The sequence below is a fragment of the Pseudomonas sp. P20 genome, assembly GCF_016463925.1.
Classification (GTDB): domain Bacteria; phylum Pseudomonadota; class Gammaproteobacteria; order Pseudomonadales; family Pseudomonadaceae; genus Pseudomonas; species Pseudomonas aeruginosa.
Window position 1 is genome coordinate 185811 of sequence record NZ_JAEMVM010000002.1, and the last position, 13471, is coordinate 199281.

Annotated in this window: 13 protein-coding genes and 1 pseudogene; 5 read left to right on the forward strand and 9 right to left on the reverse strand. The window is 69.3% G+C overall.

Annotated features, from left to right (window positions below; all coding sequences use genetic code 11):
* Positions 1 to 17 precede the first annotated feature (17 nt).
* Both JHD77_RS01850 and JHD77_RS01855 read right to left on the reverse strand, forming a co-directional pair.
* A complete protein-coding gene (locus JHD77_RS01850) occupies positions 18 to 1196 on the reverse strand; it encodes an MFS transporter (protein WP_003101456.1) in 1179 nt (392 codons plus the stop codon).
* Between the two features lie 65 nt (positions 1197 to 1261).
* Complete coding sequence (locus tag JHD77_RS01855) at positions 1262 to 2371, reverse strand: alkene reductase (protein WP_003101455.1); 1110 nt, start codon at positions 2369 to 2371, stop codon at positions 1262 to 1264.
* Between the two features lie 125 nt (positions 2372 to 2496).
* Here JHD77_RS01855 and JHD77_RS01860 point away from each other — a divergent pair, with 125 nt between their 5' ends.
* Positions 2497 to 3087 (forward strand): TetR/AcrR family transcriptional regulator, encoded by a 591-nt coding sequence (locus JHD77_RS01860; protein WP_003119828.1) that lies wholly within the window; start codon positions 2497 to 2499, stop codon positions 3085 to 3087.
* Positions 3088 to 3097: 10 nt separating this feature from the next.
* Here JHD77_RS01860 and JHD77_RS01865 read toward each other — a convergent pair whose 3' ends face one another.
* Positions 3098 to 4024 carry a LysR family transcriptional regulator gene (locus JHD77_RS01865; protein WP_003101450.1) on the reverse strand — a complete coding sequence of 309 codons (927 nt, stop codon included), beginning with the start codon at positions 4022 to 4024 and terminating at the stop codon, positions 3098 to 3100.
* Positions 4025 to 4089: 65 nt separating this feature from the next.
* Here JHD77_RS01865 and JHD77_RS01870 point away from each other — a divergent pair, with 65 nt between their 5' ends.
* Entirely contained in the window at positions 4090 to 4704 is a 615-nt protein-coding gene (locus JHD77_RS01870; protein WP_003101448.1) for a LysE family transporter, read from the forward strand.
* A gap of 122 nt (positions 4705 to 4826) precedes the next feature.
* Positions 4827 to 6335, forward strand: coding sequence for a PA2928 family protein (locus JHD77_RS01875; protein WP_003101446.1), 1509 nt, complete (start codon positions 4827 to 4829; stop codon positions 6333 to 6335).
* A 55-nt stretch (positions 6336 to 6390) separates the two neighbouring features.
* Here JHD77_RS01875 and JHD77_RS01880 read toward each other — a convergent pair whose 3' ends face one another.
* The gene (locus JHD77_RS01880) at positions 6391 to 7722 is read right to left on the reverse strand and encodes an esterase/lipase family protein (RefSeq protein ID WP_003101445.1); all 1332 of its coding nucleotides are present in this window, start codon (positions 7720 to 7722) and stop codon (positions 6391 to 6393) included.
* A 99-nt stretch (positions 7723 to 7821) separates the two neighbouring features.
* On the opposite strand from JHD77_RS01880, the pseudogene JHD77_RS01885 reads away from it, so the two are divergent.
* Positions 7822 to 8034, forward strand: a pseudogene (locus tag JHD77_RS01885) (GNAT family N-acetyltransferase); the annotation flags it as partial.
* 9 nt (positions 8035 to 8043) lie between these two features.
* Here JHD77_RS01885 and JHD77_RS01890 read toward each other — a convergent pair.
* Genes JHD77_RS01890 through JHD77_RS01910 form a run of 5 tightly spaced genes read right to left on the reverse strand, consistent with a single transcriptional unit; the run spans position 8044 to position 12301 of the window.
* Complete coding sequence (locus JHD77_RS01890; protein WP_003091036.1) at positions 8044 to 8811, reverse strand: ABC transporter ATP-binding protein; 768 nt, start codon at positions 8809 to 8811, stop codon at positions 8044 to 8046.
* A 20-nt stretch (positions 8812 to 8831) separates the two neighbouring features.
* Positions 8832 to 9545, reverse strand: coding sequence for an ABC transporter permease (locus tag JHD77_RS01895; RefSeq protein ID WP_003091035.1), 714 nt, complete (start codon positions 9543 to 9545; stop codon positions 8832 to 8834).
* Positions 9542 to 10231: an ABC transporter permease gene (locus tag JHD77_RS01900; RefSeq protein WP_003091034.1), complete on the reverse strand. Its 690-nt coding sequence runs from the start codon at positions 10229 to 10231 to the stop codon at positions 9542 to 9544. The genes JHD77_RS01895 and JHD77_RS01900 overlap by 4 nt, the downstream gene beginning before the upstream one ends.
* 55 nt (positions 10232 to 10286) lie before the next feature.
* Positions 10287 to 11072: an ABC transporter substrate-binding protein gene (locus JHD77_RS01905; protein ID WP_003101442.1), complete on the reverse strand. Its 786-nt coding sequence runs from the start codon at positions 11070 to 11072 to the stop codon at positions 10287 to 10289.
* Positions 11073 to 11131: 59 nt separating this feature from the next.
* The gene (locus JHD77_RS01910; protein WP_003101441.1) at positions 11132 to 12301 is read right to left on the reverse strand and encodes a M20 aminoacylase family protein; all 1170 of its coding nucleotides are present in this window, start codon (positions 12299 to 12301) and stop codon (positions 11132 to 11134) included.
* Between the two features lie 100 nt (positions 12302 to 12401).
* Between JHD77_RS01910 and JHD77_RS01915 the strand changes: the two genes are divergently transcribed.
* The gene (locus JHD77_RS01915; RefSeq protein WP_003119833.1) at positions 12402 to 13391 is read left to right on the forward strand and encodes a LysR family transcriptional regulator; all 990 of its coding nucleotides are present in this window, start codon (positions 12402 to 12404) and stop codon (positions 13389 to 13391) included.
* The last annotated feature ends 80 nt before the right edge of the window (positions 13392 to 13471 follow it).

Genomic DNA, 13471 nt, shown 5'->3' on the forward strand with positions numbered 1-13471 from the left:
GTGCTTCCTTGGTGGGCTCAGTGAGGGATTTGGCCGCCGAGGGACGGCTCGGTGGCAGCTTGGCGTGGCGCCAGCATCAGCAGCAGGGCCACGGCCATCGCCGCCAGGCAGACCAGCGCGCCGACCTCGCCGAGCGGCGCCAGGCCGCTGCCGTCGATCACCCGGCTGCCGGCGAGGGCGCCGATGCCGATCCCGGCGTTGCAGGCGGAGATGTTCAGCGAGGCGGCGAACGCTGGGGCCCGCGGCGCGGACTTCATCACCCGCACCTGGCCGACGATGAACAGTGCTGCCTGGGCCACGCCCCAGGTCGCCAGGGTGGCGGCGAGCAGCCAGGCGTTGCCGAGGGTCGGCACCAGGGCGAGCATGCCCAGCGCCATCAGCAGGACGAACAGCAGGGTTGCGCCCAGTGGGCTGCGATCCACCAGGCGCCCGCCGAGCCAGTTGCCGAGCAGGCCTACCGCGCCGAAGCCCATCAGCGTCCAGCCGACCAGCGAACCGCTGAAGCCGGCCAGGCGCTGGAGGATGTCGGCCAGGTAGGTGTAGGGGGTGAACATGCCGGTGAAGACCAGCAGCGACAGCAACAGGTGGCCGAGCACCAGCGGTTGGCGCAACACGCTCGCCTGGCTGCGCAGCGAGACGCCCGGCCGTCCGGGAATGCGCGGCAGCCAGGCGGCCAGCAGCAGCGCCTTGGCCAGGGCCAGCGCGGCGAGTGCGGCGAATGCCAGGCGCCAACTCCAGGCGTCGGCGATCAGCGTGCCGATGGGAATGCCAAGTACGGTGGCGGCGACGATGCCGAAGAACACCAGCGCCACGGCGCGCCCTTCGCGCGAGGGGCCGGCCAGGTGCGCGGCGGTTTCGCTGGCCATGGCCCAGAACACCGGGAGCGCCAGGGCCGGGACGAAGCGCGCCACGGCCATCGTCCAGATATCGCCGGCCACGGCGGCCAGCGCATTGGCCGCGGCGAACAGCAGCAGGCAGGCGACGAACAGCCGCTTGCGTTCGACGCCCGCCAGCGCGGCGGTGAGGAACGGACCGAAGGCGGCGACGCTGAAGGCGAACAGGCTGACCAGCAGGCCGGCCTGGGCGACGCTGACCTGGAGGTCTGCGGCAAGCGCCGGGAGCAGGCCGACGATGACGAACTCGGTGGTCAGGATGGTGAAGCCGGCGGCGGCCAGCAGGAGGATCGGCAATAGCACGGCAAGACTCCTCCGCGAGCGCAGCCGTGGCCGCGCCCGGGAACGATGCATGGGAGGGAAGGGAATCAGGCCGTAGCGGACTGGCCGAGGGTCGGGTAATCGGTGTAGCCGGCAGCGTCGCCACCGTAGAACCGCGCCTGGTTGGCCTCGGCCAGCGGCGCGCCGAGACGGATCCGCTCGACCAGGTCGGGGTTGGCGATGAACGGCCGGCCGATCGCCACCGCGTCGGCCAGTCCGGCCTGGAGTATCGCTTCGGCGCGCTCGGCGTCGTAGTTGCCGCAGACGATCAGCGGCGCGCGGAAGCGTTCGCGCAGGCGCTCGCGGAAGCCTTGCGGGTAGGCCGGGCCGCCGCTCCATTCCCACTCGGCCAGGTGCAGGTAGGCGATGCCGCGTCGCTGCAGGGCTTCGGCAAGGTAAAGGGTCATCGCTTCCGGCTCGTCGTCGTGCATGTCGTTGATCGTGCCCCAGGGCGACAGGCGCAGGCCGACGCGCTCGGCACCGACCGCGGCGACCAGCGCGTCGACGATCTCCAGCAGGAACCGCGCGCGGTTCTCCAGGCTACCGCCATAGGCATCGCTGCGTCGGTTGCTGGCGCTGGCGAGGAACTGGTCGATCAGGTAGCCATTGGCGCCATGCAGTTCGACCAGGTCGAAGCCGGCGTCGAGCGCGTTGCGTGCGGCGCGGACGAATTCGTCGCGGACCCGGCGGATGTCTTCCAGGGTCATTTCCCGCGGCGCGTCGGCGGGCGCCATGGACCCGCCGCCCTGGCCATCGGCGATGAACACCTGGGCCTTGGCCTGGATCGGCGAGGGCGCGATCGGCGCCTCGCCGCCGGCCTGCAGCGAGCGATGCGACATGCGCCCGACATGCCAGAGCTGCGCGGCGATCAGTCCGCCGGCGGCGTGCACCGCCTCGGTGACCTGGCGCCAGCCGGCCAGTTGCGCCTCGCTGTAGATACCGGGGGTGTAGGCGTAGCCCTGGCCGAGGCGGGAAATCTGCGTGCCCTCGCTGACGATCAGCCCGGCGCCGGCGCGCTGCGCATAGTAGAGAGCGTTCAGGGCGGTCGGCACGTCGCCCGGCTGTTGCGCCCGGGAGCGGGTCATCGGCGCCATGACGATGCGGTTGCGCAAGGCCAGGTTGCCTACGGCGAGCGGGGAGAGGAGCAGGTTGGACATGGTCTTTTCCTTTCGAAGGCGGCAGGGAGATGGCTTGAACATCTGTATCGGTCGCTAAATAATATGGCGATGGCAACGCTCGTCAAGTAAATTTATAGTGATCGATACAAATAATGGAGGTCAGGATGGCAACGCGAGGCAGGCCACGGGCATTCGACAGGGACACCGCCCTGCAGCGAGCCATGGACGTGTTCTGGGTGCGTGGCTACGAAGGCGCTTCGCTGGCGGCCCTGACCGAGGCGATGGAAATCAGGCCGCCCAGCCTGTACGCCGCCTTCGGTAGCAAGGAAGGGCTGTTCCGCGAAGCCCTGGCCCACTATCTCGGCCAGCACGGCCGCTATCGCCGGGATGTCCTCGATGGCGCGCCGAGCGCCCGCGAGGGCGTGGCCGAGCTGCTCCGCGAGACCGTCGCGCGCTTCTGTTCCGACGAGTTCCCGCGCGGTTGCCTGGTGGTGCTCGCGGCGCTGACCGGAACCCCGGAAAGCGAGGCGGTGCGGGACGCGTTGAGCGCCGAGCGCGGCGAGTCGATCCGCCTGTTCCGTGAGCGCATGCGGCGCGGCATCGCTGACGGCGACCTGGCGGCGGACACCGACGTGGAGGAGTTGGCGACCTTCTATGCCACCGTGCTGTTCGGCCTCAGCGTGCAGGCCAAGGACCGGGTGCCTTGCGAGCGCCTGCTGGCGGTGGTCGAACGGGCGCTGCGCGCCTGGCCCTGAGCGGGCCGCATCAGGCCGCCGCGCTGCGGCGCAGCCATTCCAGCAGCAGCGTGGCAGGCTCTCCGGCCTGCAACGGTCGCGGGGTCAGCAGGTGATAGCTGCTGCCGTCGGCGAGGAATCCCAGCGGCGCCGCCAGCAGGCCGGCGGACAGATCGTCGCGCACCAGTTGCCAGGGGCCGATGGCTACGCCGAGTCCGGCGCCGGCCGCCTGCAGGCTCAGGTAGAAGTGCTCGAAGCGCTGCCCTTCGGTCGTCGCTGGCGCCTGTCCGGCGAGACGGGTCCAGGTGTTCCAGGCTTGCGGGCGGGTCGCCGTGTGCAGGCGCGGTGCGACGGCGCGAAGCCCGGGCGGGCCTGCATCGAGGTGGAAATGCCGTTCGACGTCGCTCGCCCGGCAGACCGGGCCGACCTGCTCGTCGAACAGCCAGTGGGCATGGCTGCCGGGCGGCCAGGGGAAGTCGTTGCGGCGGATCGCCAGGTCGATGCCGCGGCCGAAGGCGAACGGCCCGCCGCCGGCGACCAGCTGGATCGACAGTCGTGGCTGTTCCTGCATGAATCCGGCGATCCGCGGGATCAGCCAGCGCATCAGCAAGGTCGGTTCGCAGGACAGCACCAGCGCGGTGGGGCCGGCCTCCGCGCGCAGGGTCTCGCCGGTGCGCTCGATCAGGTCGAGGGCCGGGCCGGTGCCGGCGAGCAGGCGCCTGCCGGCCTCGCTGAGGAAAACCCGCTGGCCGCGGCGTTCGAAGAGCGCACAACCGAGTTCCTCCTCCAGGGTCCGCACGGCGCGGCTGATGGCACCGTGGGTCAGGCACAGGGCCTCGGCGGCACGGGAAAAGTTCTCCAGGCGGGCGGCGGCCTCGAAGCAGCGCAGGGCGTTCAGCGAGGGCAGGCGACGGCGCCTGAATGGTGAGTTTTCCTCACCATGATTGTCAGTATTCATCGTTCTCGCTCGGCGCTGGAGACCGGTAGATTGTGTCGTCCATTCTACCTTGGAGCCTTCCAGGCATGACAGAGTTGCTAGCTTTCCTGACCATCACTGTGCTTGCGGTGATCAGCCCCGGCGCCGATTTCGCCATGGTCTCGCGCAACAGCCTGCTGTATTCCCGCCGCGCCGGCCTGCTCACCGCGCTGGGCATCGGCGCGGGGGTGACGGTACATGTCGCCTACAGCATCCTCGGCGTCGGCGTGCTGGTGCGCGAGTCGCTGGCGCTGTTCACCGCGCTGAAGCTGGCGGGCGCCGCCTACCTGGTGTTCCTCGGCCTGCGCATGCTGCTGGCGCGAGAGGACTCGGTGGCGGAGGAGGCGGCGGGCGGCGACGGGGTTTCGTCCTGGGCGATGTTGCGCAGCGGCTTCCTGACCAATGCGCTCAATCCGAAGACCTGCCTGTTCGTGGTCAGCCTGTTCATGCAGGTGATCGATCCGCATACCGCGTTGCCGGCGCAACTGGGCTACGGGGCCTTCATCGCGCTCGCCCACGTGGCCTGGTTCGGCCTGGTCGCCTGCTTTCTCTCGAGCCCGGCGGTGCGCGGCCGGCTCCTGCGTTTCCGCCGGCGCATCGACCAGTTCTTCGGCGCCCTGCTGGTCGGACTCGGCGTCCTGCTGGGGGCGAAAAGCCCATGAGCATGGACCACTGATGGCCGCTTGCCGCCTTTGAAGCGAGGCCGGCGGCTCCCTAGAATGCGCCGTTCATGCCGTCGCCAGTTGAGGGACGGTCCCAGGATCGCGGGACGCATGGGAGTTGCATGAAGAAGGGAGCGACGCTTTTCGCCGTCCTCTGGGCGGTACTCGGCCTGGGCCTGCTGGTCGGTTTGCCGGTGGCCATTCATTTCATTCTCGGCCAGTACGACGAGGCCGGCTTCAGCGGGCCGCAACTGGTCTTCGAGGAACAGGGCCATTCCTACCTGGCGTTCACCCTCGACGACTATCGCGCCAACGAAGTGGACAACGGCGTGGTACACGGCAGCAGCCGCAGCTATGCCCAGGTGGTCGACCTGGAGGACGGCAGCCTGCGCTGGAGCATGCGCCTGGATGCCGACAACGAGCGCGGCGACGACTGGGGTTCCGGCGAACTGCTGGGCCAGTCGTCGCGCTACCTGTTCTTCCTGCGCAACGAACTCTACGTACTCGACCGGCGCGACGCCGCCCCTGCGCTGGCGTTCGACGAGCTGGAGCGGCGCACTGGCGGCCTGCCGTTGAAGTCGGCGCCCTGGGGGAAGGACGCCTATCGCTACGACGAAGGCCGGGGCGGATTGCTGATGCTCGCGCTGGACGGCCGCGTCTGGTTCCTCGACGGCGACAGCCTGGCCCTGCGCGAAGCTCCGGAAGTCGATGCCGCGCGGTATTTCCACGGCGACCCGCCGCCGCCGGCGAATGCCGGGATCGACTGGCAGGCGCCGGGCCTGACGCGCCTGCCCGACGGACGCCTGCTGATCCTCGCCAGCGATCACGAGGCCCGAGCGCTGGAGCGTGGCGAGGCGCTGCCGGCAGCGAACCAACGGGCGCGACGCCAGCGCCTGTCACTGGGCACCCTGGATTGGCGGTCGCCGGCGGAGAATCGACTGCGTCCGCTGCTCGACGCGGCCTTCCTGCAGGCTGGCCTGCTGCCCGATCCAGCCGCTGCCGAAGAGCCGCAGCGGCTGCTCGAGCGACCGTCCGAGCGGCAGCGCCAGCATCCGTCGCTGCCGCCCGAGCCGCAGCCGCCGGAAGAGTTCGACGAGCGCGTGGAGCGTTTTCCCAGTACCCGTGCGTTCCTTGCGGCGCGTGACGCCTACCGCCAGGAACGGCGACGCTGGATTGCCGCGCACGATGCCTGGCGGGAACGGGTCGCCGACCTGGAGGCGGCGGCGGATGCCGAGTACCGTCGCCGGCGCGACGAGCAGACGCGCGAGGAGGCGTTGTACCGTCGCTATGCCTCGGCGCTGCCGGGCGGCGATTCCAGGTTGGCGCGCCGTCCCTGGCGAGTCGACGGCAACTGGCTGGTGCTGCACCGGCGCAGCCTGGCCGAGCGTAGCGAGCTGCTGCTCAGCTCGGTGTCTGGCGACGGCAGCTTGCTCTGGACCCTGGAGCTGCCCATCGAGCGTCCCGAGCGGCTGTTCCGCCTGGATGCCCACAACCTGCTTCTCAGCGGCCGTGGAGAGGAAGGCGGGCGGTTGGTGCGGGTCGATCTGCGCCGGGGCAGCGGCATCGTCCATCGCCTCGGGCGCGGCGGCGCGCCATTGCAGCGGGTCGAGTGGCCCGAAGGCCAACCGTGATCGCCTGCGCCCAGCCTGGGTGTCTGCCCAGCGGGGCGGGGGGCCGGGCGCCGATTCAGGGGTTCCTGAAGACGAATACGCCGCTGTCCACCAGGCGCGTCAGGCGGATGCGCAGCAGCAGGGTGCGGTGGGCTGCGAGGAAGCGCGGCACCTGCGCCAGCGGAATTGCCAGGCCTTCGCTGTCGCCGGGGCCCACCGCGGTATAGCCGACCGGCTGGCGCGGCGGATCGAACGGCGGCTGGGCCGACACGCTGAGCGACAGGGTGTCCACGGCGAAGCCGGCGAGCAGGTCGTCGAGGGACTCGATCGACAGGTACAGCGAGCGGTAGGCGGGGTTGTCCTCGTAGGGATGGACGTCTGCGATGACCTGCTCGTAGAAGCGCTGTTCGAAACGCCGGTCGCTGTTCAGCTTGCGGAAGAACTGGATGAAGTAGTCGCGCACCTCCTGGTCGAGGTCGTCGCAGACGTGGCTGACCAGGTTCAGGTAGCGCGGCGAGCGGCGCTCGATGCCGGGGTCGAGCTGATCGATGCGGCGCTGCCAGGGGAAGCTTGCGCCGCTGCTCCGGTAATCGGCGTCCTCGACCTCCAGCGCGGCGCGGATCAGCTCCAGGGTATGCGGGTTCTTCGGTCCGCGGTCCTTCAGCGCCACGCTGGCGTGGTTCTCGCCGTCGACGATGGCGAAGGCGATCTCGCCGCGCGATTCTTCCAGGCGCCAGCCGGGCCTGGCGCGCTGGCGGACATCCAGTTCGAGGCTCAGGCGGCAGGCGTTGAGGTTCGCCGTGGCGATCCGCACCGTGCCGTCGCCGCCGGCTTCGTTGGCGATGGCTTCGACGCCGCTGTAGCCGGCATTGCCCACCAGCACCGTGGCGAGCAGGCGGCCGGCGCCGTACCAGGCCTCGGCGCCGAACAGGTCGCGCTCGGCGAGTTGCCAGGAGTACGGCGAGCCCAGCTCCAGTCCCTTCAGCACCTGGGTGCCGGTCTGCCCGACGAAGCGGTTCCAGCCTTTCAGTACGCGACCGATGAAGGAGCGTCCCTTGTGCGCCAGCGGCGAGCCGAAGTTGGCCGGGGCGAGCATCAGGAAGCGCTTGACCGGCGCGCTGGCGGGGTCGAAGTGGCGGGTCAGCCAGTCGCGCAGCACCAGGGCGCCGGTGCTGTGCACCACCACGTCAACCGTGCGCGGTGCCCGCGACAGTCCCTGGGCGGTCCAGGCGCGATCCAGGGCGGCGGCGAGGTCGGCGTAGGTGACGTCGTCCTGCAGGGAGATCCAGTCGGCGAGGCGGATCTGCGTCGGCGCGCTGCCGAACCAGGCTTCCAGCTGCTCGGCGAGGCGGCGGAACGACTTCGAATCGTCGCTCCAGCCGTGGACGATGACGATCGAACGGGGCATGTCCGGCATCCTCTGGGGCTGATCCGGGCGACTATAGATCATGCGCCGCTGCGACGTGCCCTGACCTGTGAAAACGTCTAGGATGCGGCGGTCGCCCCCGACTGCCGCCGGCGCGGCATCGCCAGCGCGTTGCTGCGGCAGGCGCGGGACGACTGTCGCGGCGACCGCCTGTTCACTTCCTGCAACCGCTCCAACCTGCCGATGCGGCGCCTGCTGGAGCGCGAGGGATTCCAGCCGAGCGGGGTGATCGACAACCTCGACGAAGGCGATCCGGAGCTGGTCTTCGTGCGTTTCCTCGCGCCGTCGCGCTGAGTCCCGGGCTCATTTCAGGTTGCCGGCGAGGAACTGGCGCAGGCGCTCGCTGCGCGGCGCGCCGAACACCTGGTCCGGCGTCCCTTGCTCTTCGATCACGCCCTGGTGGAGGAAGATCACATGGCTGGAAACCTGGCGGGCGAAGGCCATCTCGTGGGTGACCAGGACCATGGTGCGACCTTCCTCGGCCAACTGCTGCATGACTTTCAGCACTTCGCCGACCAGTTCCGGATCGAGCGCCGAGGTCGGTTCGTCGAACAGCATCACCTGCGGCTCCATGGCCAGGGCGCGGGCGATCGCCACGCGCTGTTGCTGGCCGCCGGAGAGTTCGCAGGGATACTGCCGTTCGACCTTCTCCGCCAGGCCGACCTTGGCCAGGTAGTGGCGCGCGCGGGCCACGGCGTCGTCGCGGTTCATTCTCAGGACGTTGACCGGGCACTCGACCACGTTCTCCAGCACCGTCAGGTGGCTCCACAGGTTGAAATGCTGGAAGACCATCGCCAGCCGGCTGCGGATCCTCTGCAACTGCCGGGGATCGGCGGCGCGCAGCTCGCCCAGGGCGCCGGGACGGGTGCGCAGTTCCTCGTCGCCGACGCGGATGCGCCCGGCACAGGGCTTTTCCAGGAAGTTGACGCAGCGCAGGAAGGTGCTCTTGCCCGAGCCGGAGGAGCCGATGATGCTGATCACGTCTCCCTTGCCGGCCCTGAGCGAAACGCCCCTGAGCACCTCATGGCTGCCGTAGCGCTTGTGGATGTCTTCGACCTGCAGGCTGTACATGCGCGTGTCTCCGGGAGAGGTCAGTGGGTTTGCGGTCTGAGGTAGGCCAGCCAGCGCAGCTCGCCGCGGCGGAACAGCCAGATCAGCAGGAAGGCGGTGCCGGCGTAGAGCGCGCCGGCGATGCCGAAGGACAGGAACGGCGCATAGGTGGCGGAATTGACGTCGCGGGCCACCTTGAGCAGGTCCGGCACGGTGGCGGTGAACGCCACCGAGGTGGAGTGCAGCATCAGGATCACTTCGTTGCTGAAGTACGGCAGTGCCCGGCGCAGCGCCGAGGGCAGGACGATGCGCCGGTAGAGGGTGAAGCCGCCCATGCCGTAGGCGCGCGCCGCTTCCACTTCGCCGTGGGGCGTGTTCCTGATCGCGCCGGCGAAGATTTCCGTCATGTAGGCGCAGGTGTTGAGGACGAAGGCCAGCACCGTGCAGTTGAAGCCGTCGCGGAAGAACGCGTTGAGAAAGTCCTGGGCGCGTATGGCATTCAGGCTGTAGACGCCGGTGTAGAAGAACAGCAACTGGATGTACAGCGGGGTGCCGCGGAACACGTAGGTGTAGAGCCAGACCGGGTAGCGCAGCAGCGGGTTGCCGCAGGTCCGCGCCACTGCCAGCGGGATGGCCAGCAGGAAGCCAAGCGCCACGGCGAGGATCAGCAGCCACAGGGTCATCGCCAGTCCGGTCAGTTGCAGGCCGTCGGTCCACAGGTAGGCCTGCCAGTATTCGTCGAGTACCGCGTTCATGGCAGCGGCCTCCTGACGCCCAGCGAGCTGCGCCGCTCCAGCCACAGCAGCGCGGCGTTGGAGATTGCGGTGATGGCCAGGTAGATCAGCCCGCAGACCAGGGTGAAGTGGAAGAACTGCAGGGTGCCTTTGCCGGCGTCCTGGGTGGCCTTGACCAGGTCGCCGAGGCCGATGATCGAGACCAGCGCGGTGGACTTGACCAGCACCTGCCAGTTGTTGCCGATGCCCGGCAGGGCGTAGCGCAGCATCTGCGGCAGGAGTACCCGGCGGAACACTCGCCAGCGCCCCATGCCGTAGGCTTGCGCGGCTTCGACCTGGCCGGCCGGGACCGCCTGGAAGGCGCCGCGGAAGGTTTCCGTGAAGTAGGCGCCATAGATGAACGCCAGGGTGACGCAGCCGGCGGCGAACGGGTCGATGTCGACCTGGCCGATGCCGAGGGCGTCGGTGACGCGGTTGAGGAGGATCTGCAGGCTGAAGAACAGCAACAGCATGATGACCAGGTCGGGGACGCTGCGGATCAGCGTCGTATAGCCGCTGGCCAGGGCGCGCAGCGGGCGGTTGGCGGCGAGCTTGGCGCTGGCGCCGAGGAGGCCGATGAGCACGGCGCCGAGCAGGGAGCCCAGCGCCAGTTTCAGGGTCACCAGGGTGCCGGCGAGTATCTGCGGGCCGAAGCCGTCGAGGAACATTTCACTCTCCATTGCTTGTTGTTGTCGGTCGAGGTGAAAAGCGGCCGGACGCCGTTCAGGGCGTGCCGTAGAGGTCGAAATCGAAGTAGCGGGCGTTGATTCGCGCGTAGGTTCCGTTGGCGCGGATCGTCGCCAGCGCCTTGTTCAGGTCCTCGCGCAGCGCCACGTCCTCCTTGCGCAGGCCGATGCCGTCGCCGACCCCGAAGTAGCGAGGGTCGTCCAGCACCGCTCCGGCCAGTTCGAAATCCTTGCCGACCGGCTTGTCGAGGAAGCCGTAGCTGGCCTGCACCGCGCCTTGCAGCGAGGCGTCGAGGCGGCCCATGACGAGGTCGGCGTAGACCTGTTCCTGGTTCTGGTAGGAGACGACCCGCACCCCCTTGGCGGCCCATTCGGCCTTGGCGTAGGCCTCCTGGTTGGAGCCCTGGCCGACCCCCACGCGCTTGCCGCGCAGGCTCTCGGCGTCGGGCAGGAGCGCCGAGCCACGGCGTACCACCAGGCGGCTCGGCGCGTTGGAGACGCGGTCGGTGAAGGCGATGTGCTGTGCGCGTTTCGGCGTGATGGTCATCGACGAGACGATGGCGTCGATCTTGCGCGACAGCAGCGCCGGGATGATGCCGTCCCAGTTGCTTTCGACCCATTCGCAGCGGGCTCGCAGCTCCGCGCAGAGGGCTTCGCCGATCTCGATGCCGAAGCCTGCCAGGCGGCCGTCCGGCTGCTTGTATTCGAGCGGCGGGTAGGTCGGGTCGACGCCCAGGCGCAGGACCTTGCCTGTCCAGTCGGCGGCGCCGGCCGGTGCGGCGAGGAGGAGGGAGAGGGCGATGCTGCCGAGGGTTCTTGTCATTGTGGTTGTCCTCTGTCGATCCGCGCGCGCCAGGCCGCGCGCCCGTTGAAAACCCTGGCTCAGGCCAGGAAGCGCTCGGCCAGTCGCACCCAGTAGCTGGCGCCGACGGCCAGGCAGTCGTCGTTGAAGTCGTAGCCGGGGTTGTGCAACTGGCAGCCGCTCTCGCCCTGGCCATTGCCGATCACCAGGTAACTGCCGGGACAGCGTTCGAGGATGAAGGCGAAATCCTCGCTGGCGGTGAACGGCCGCAGTCCGTCGATCAGGCATTCCTCGCCCAGCCAGTCGCGGGCCACCTCGCGGGCGAACGCGGTCTGCCCGGGATGGTTGACCAGCACCGGATGGCAATGCCGGTAGTCGACCTCCGCCCGCGCGCCGAAGCTGGCGGCCTGGCCGCGGGCCAGTTCGCCGATGCGGCGCTCCAGCAGGGCACGGGTTTCCGCGGTCAGGGCCCGGACGCTGAGGATCATTTCGGCGCTGGCCGGGATCACGTTGGAGACCGTCCCGGCATGGATCGCGCCGACGCTGACGATCGCGGTGTCCTGCGGGTCGACGTTGCGCGAGACGATGCTCTGCAAGGCCAGCACGATGGCGGAGCAGACCACCACCGGGTCGACGGTGCGCTGCGGCACCGCGCCGTGGCCGCCGCTGCCGATCACGCGGATGACCACGGTATCGGCCGAGGCCATGAAGGGGCCGGGATGGAAGCCGAGGTGGCCGACGGGGTATCCCGGGACGTTGTGCATGGCGAAGATGGCGTCGCAGGGGAAGCGCTCCAGCAGCCCGTCGTCGAGCATCGCGCGGGCACCGCCGAGGCCCTCTTCGGCAGGCTGGAAGATCAGTTGCAGGGTGCCGCGCCAGCGCGGCGACTCGACCAGGTGCCTGGCCGCGGCGAGGAGCATCGCGGTGTGGCCGTCGTGGCCGCAGGCGTGCATCACGCCGTCCACCTGGCTGGCGTAGGGCAGGCCGGTGGCTTCCTGGATCGGTAGCGCGTCCATGTCGGCGCGCAGGCCCAGCGCTGGGCCCTCGCCGCGGCACAGGGTGCCGACCACGCCGGTGCGACCCACTCCACGGCTGACCTGGTAGCCCCAGGCCTCCAGGCATTCGGCGACCAGCGCGGCGGTTCGCCGTTCCTCGAAACCCAACTCCGGGTGGGCATGGATATGGCGGCGCAAGGTAACCATCTCTTCCCGCAGCGCCGCGATGGCGGGCAGGACGGCAGGCTCGGTCATTCTTCTTGTTCTCCTCAAGGGCTCCGACCGGTGGGCGGCGGGGCGTTGTCGAAGCCGATGGTAGGCAAGCGGGGGACTGGCGGGGAGGCTCGCTTTGGCTATGATGACAACCTTTCGTTGTCACCTCGGTAAGCCCGTGAAACTCCACCAGTTGCAAGCCCTGGTCGCCAGTGCCGACGCCGGCGGCATCCGCGCCGCCGCCCGCGTCCTGGGGATTTCCCAGGCGGCCGTGACCCGCGCGCTGCGCGAACTGGAAACCGAACAGCATCTGCCGCTGTTCGTCCGCACGCCCAGCGGCCTGACCTTCACCGAATACGGCAAGGCGCTGCTGATCCACGCCCGGCTGGTGCTCAAGCAACTGGAGCACGCGCAGGTCGAACTCGACCACCTGCGTGGCCAGGCCAGCGGCCGGCTGTGCATCGGGGTGACGCCTTGGGTGGCGCTGACCTTCCTCTCGGAGGCGGTGCAGGCGTTCCGCGAGCGCATGCCGGAGGTGCGCCTGGAGCTTTTCGAAAGCCTGATGGCGGTGGCCCAGCCATTGCTTCGCGACGGCAGCATGGATTTCGCCATCGGCCCGCTGCACGGCGCCCAGGCGGCCCAGGAGTTCGCCTGCGAGAAGCTGCTCGACTACGACACCGCGGTGCTGGTCCGCCAGGGGCATCCGCTGGCGGGTTGCGGCTCGATCCACGAGCTGCTGGAACAGGACTGGGCGTTGAACTACACCGGCGACGGCCACGACGCCCTGATGCGCGAGTTGTTCTGGCGCCACGGCGCCTTGATCGACGAGCGGCGCATCGTCCGCGCGCACTCCGTGGCGATCCTGCAGACCCTGGTGGAGCAGGCCGACATGTGCACCTGGGTGCCGGCGATCATAGGCGCCGCCCCGCCGTTGCTCGGCCGGGTGGTGCCGCTGGCGCTGCGGGAAACCTTCGAGCCACGACGGCTGGGCATCATCACCCGGCGCGGCGGAGCCCTCAGCAATCCGGCGCAATGCTTCGTCGAGTGCCTGCTGCAGGTGATCCGCCGCCACGCCCGCTCGGCGAAGAAGGATGACCGGCGCCTGTTCGAAACCCTGCGCCTGCTAGTCTGATTCCTACTGGCACGGACGTACGGTCGCTCAAGATCGGTCGTGCTGCGACCGATAGCCTGGAAAGCCACGAGCGAGGATGC

Bases quoted from the DNA above. Each gene is read 5' to 3' on its own strand.
- JHD77_RS01860 (WP_003119828.1), top strand. From the start codon at position 2,497: ATGGCAACGCGAGGCAGGCCACGGGCATTCGACAGGGACACCGCCCTG.
- JHD77_RS01915 (WP_003119833.1), top strand. From the start codon at position 12,402: ATGATGACAACCTTTCGTTGTCACCTCGGTAAGCCCGTGAAACTCCAC.
- JHD77_RS01890 (WP_003091036.1), bottom strand. From the start codon at position 8,811: ATGTACAGCCTGCAGGTCGAAGACATCCACAAGCGCTACGGCAGCCAT.
- JHD77_RS01905 (WP_003101442.1), bottom strand. From the start codon at position 11,072: ATGACAAGAACCCTCGGCAGCATCGCCCTCTCCCTCCTCCTCGCCGCA.
- JHD77_RS01895 (WP_003091035.1), bottom strand. From the start codon at position 9,545: ATGAACGCGGTACTCGACGAATACTGGCAGGCCTACCTGTGGACCGAC.
- JHD77_RS01900 (WP_003091034.1), bottom strand. From the start codon at position 10,231: ATGTTCCTCGACGGCTTCGGCCCGCAGATACTCGCCGGCACCCTGGTG.
- JHD77_RS01855 (WP_003101455.1), bottom strand. From the start codon at position 2,371: ATGTCCAACCTGCTCCTCTCCCCGCTCGCCGTAGGCAACCTGGCCTTG.
- JHD77_RS01870 (WP_003101448.1), top strand. From the start codon at position 4,090: ATGACAGAGTTGCTAGCTTTCCTGACCATCACTGTGCTTGCGGTGATC.
- JHD77_RS01880 (WP_003101445.1), bottom strand. From the start codon at position 7,722: ATGCCCCGTTCGATCGTCATCGTCCACGGCTGGAGCGACGATTCGAAG.
- JHD77_RS01910 (WP_003101441.1), bottom strand. From the start codon at position 12,301: ATGACCGAGCCTGCCGTCCTGCCCGCCATCGCGGCGCTGCGGGAAGAG.
- JHD77_RS01875 (WP_003101446.1), top strand. From the start codon at position 4,827: ATGAAGAAGGGAGCGACGCTTTTCGCCGTCCTCTGGGCGGTACTCGGC.
- JHD77_RS01865 (WP_003101450.1), bottom strand. From the start codon at position 4,024: ATGAATACTGACAATCATGGTGAGGAAAACTCACCATTCAGGCGCCGT.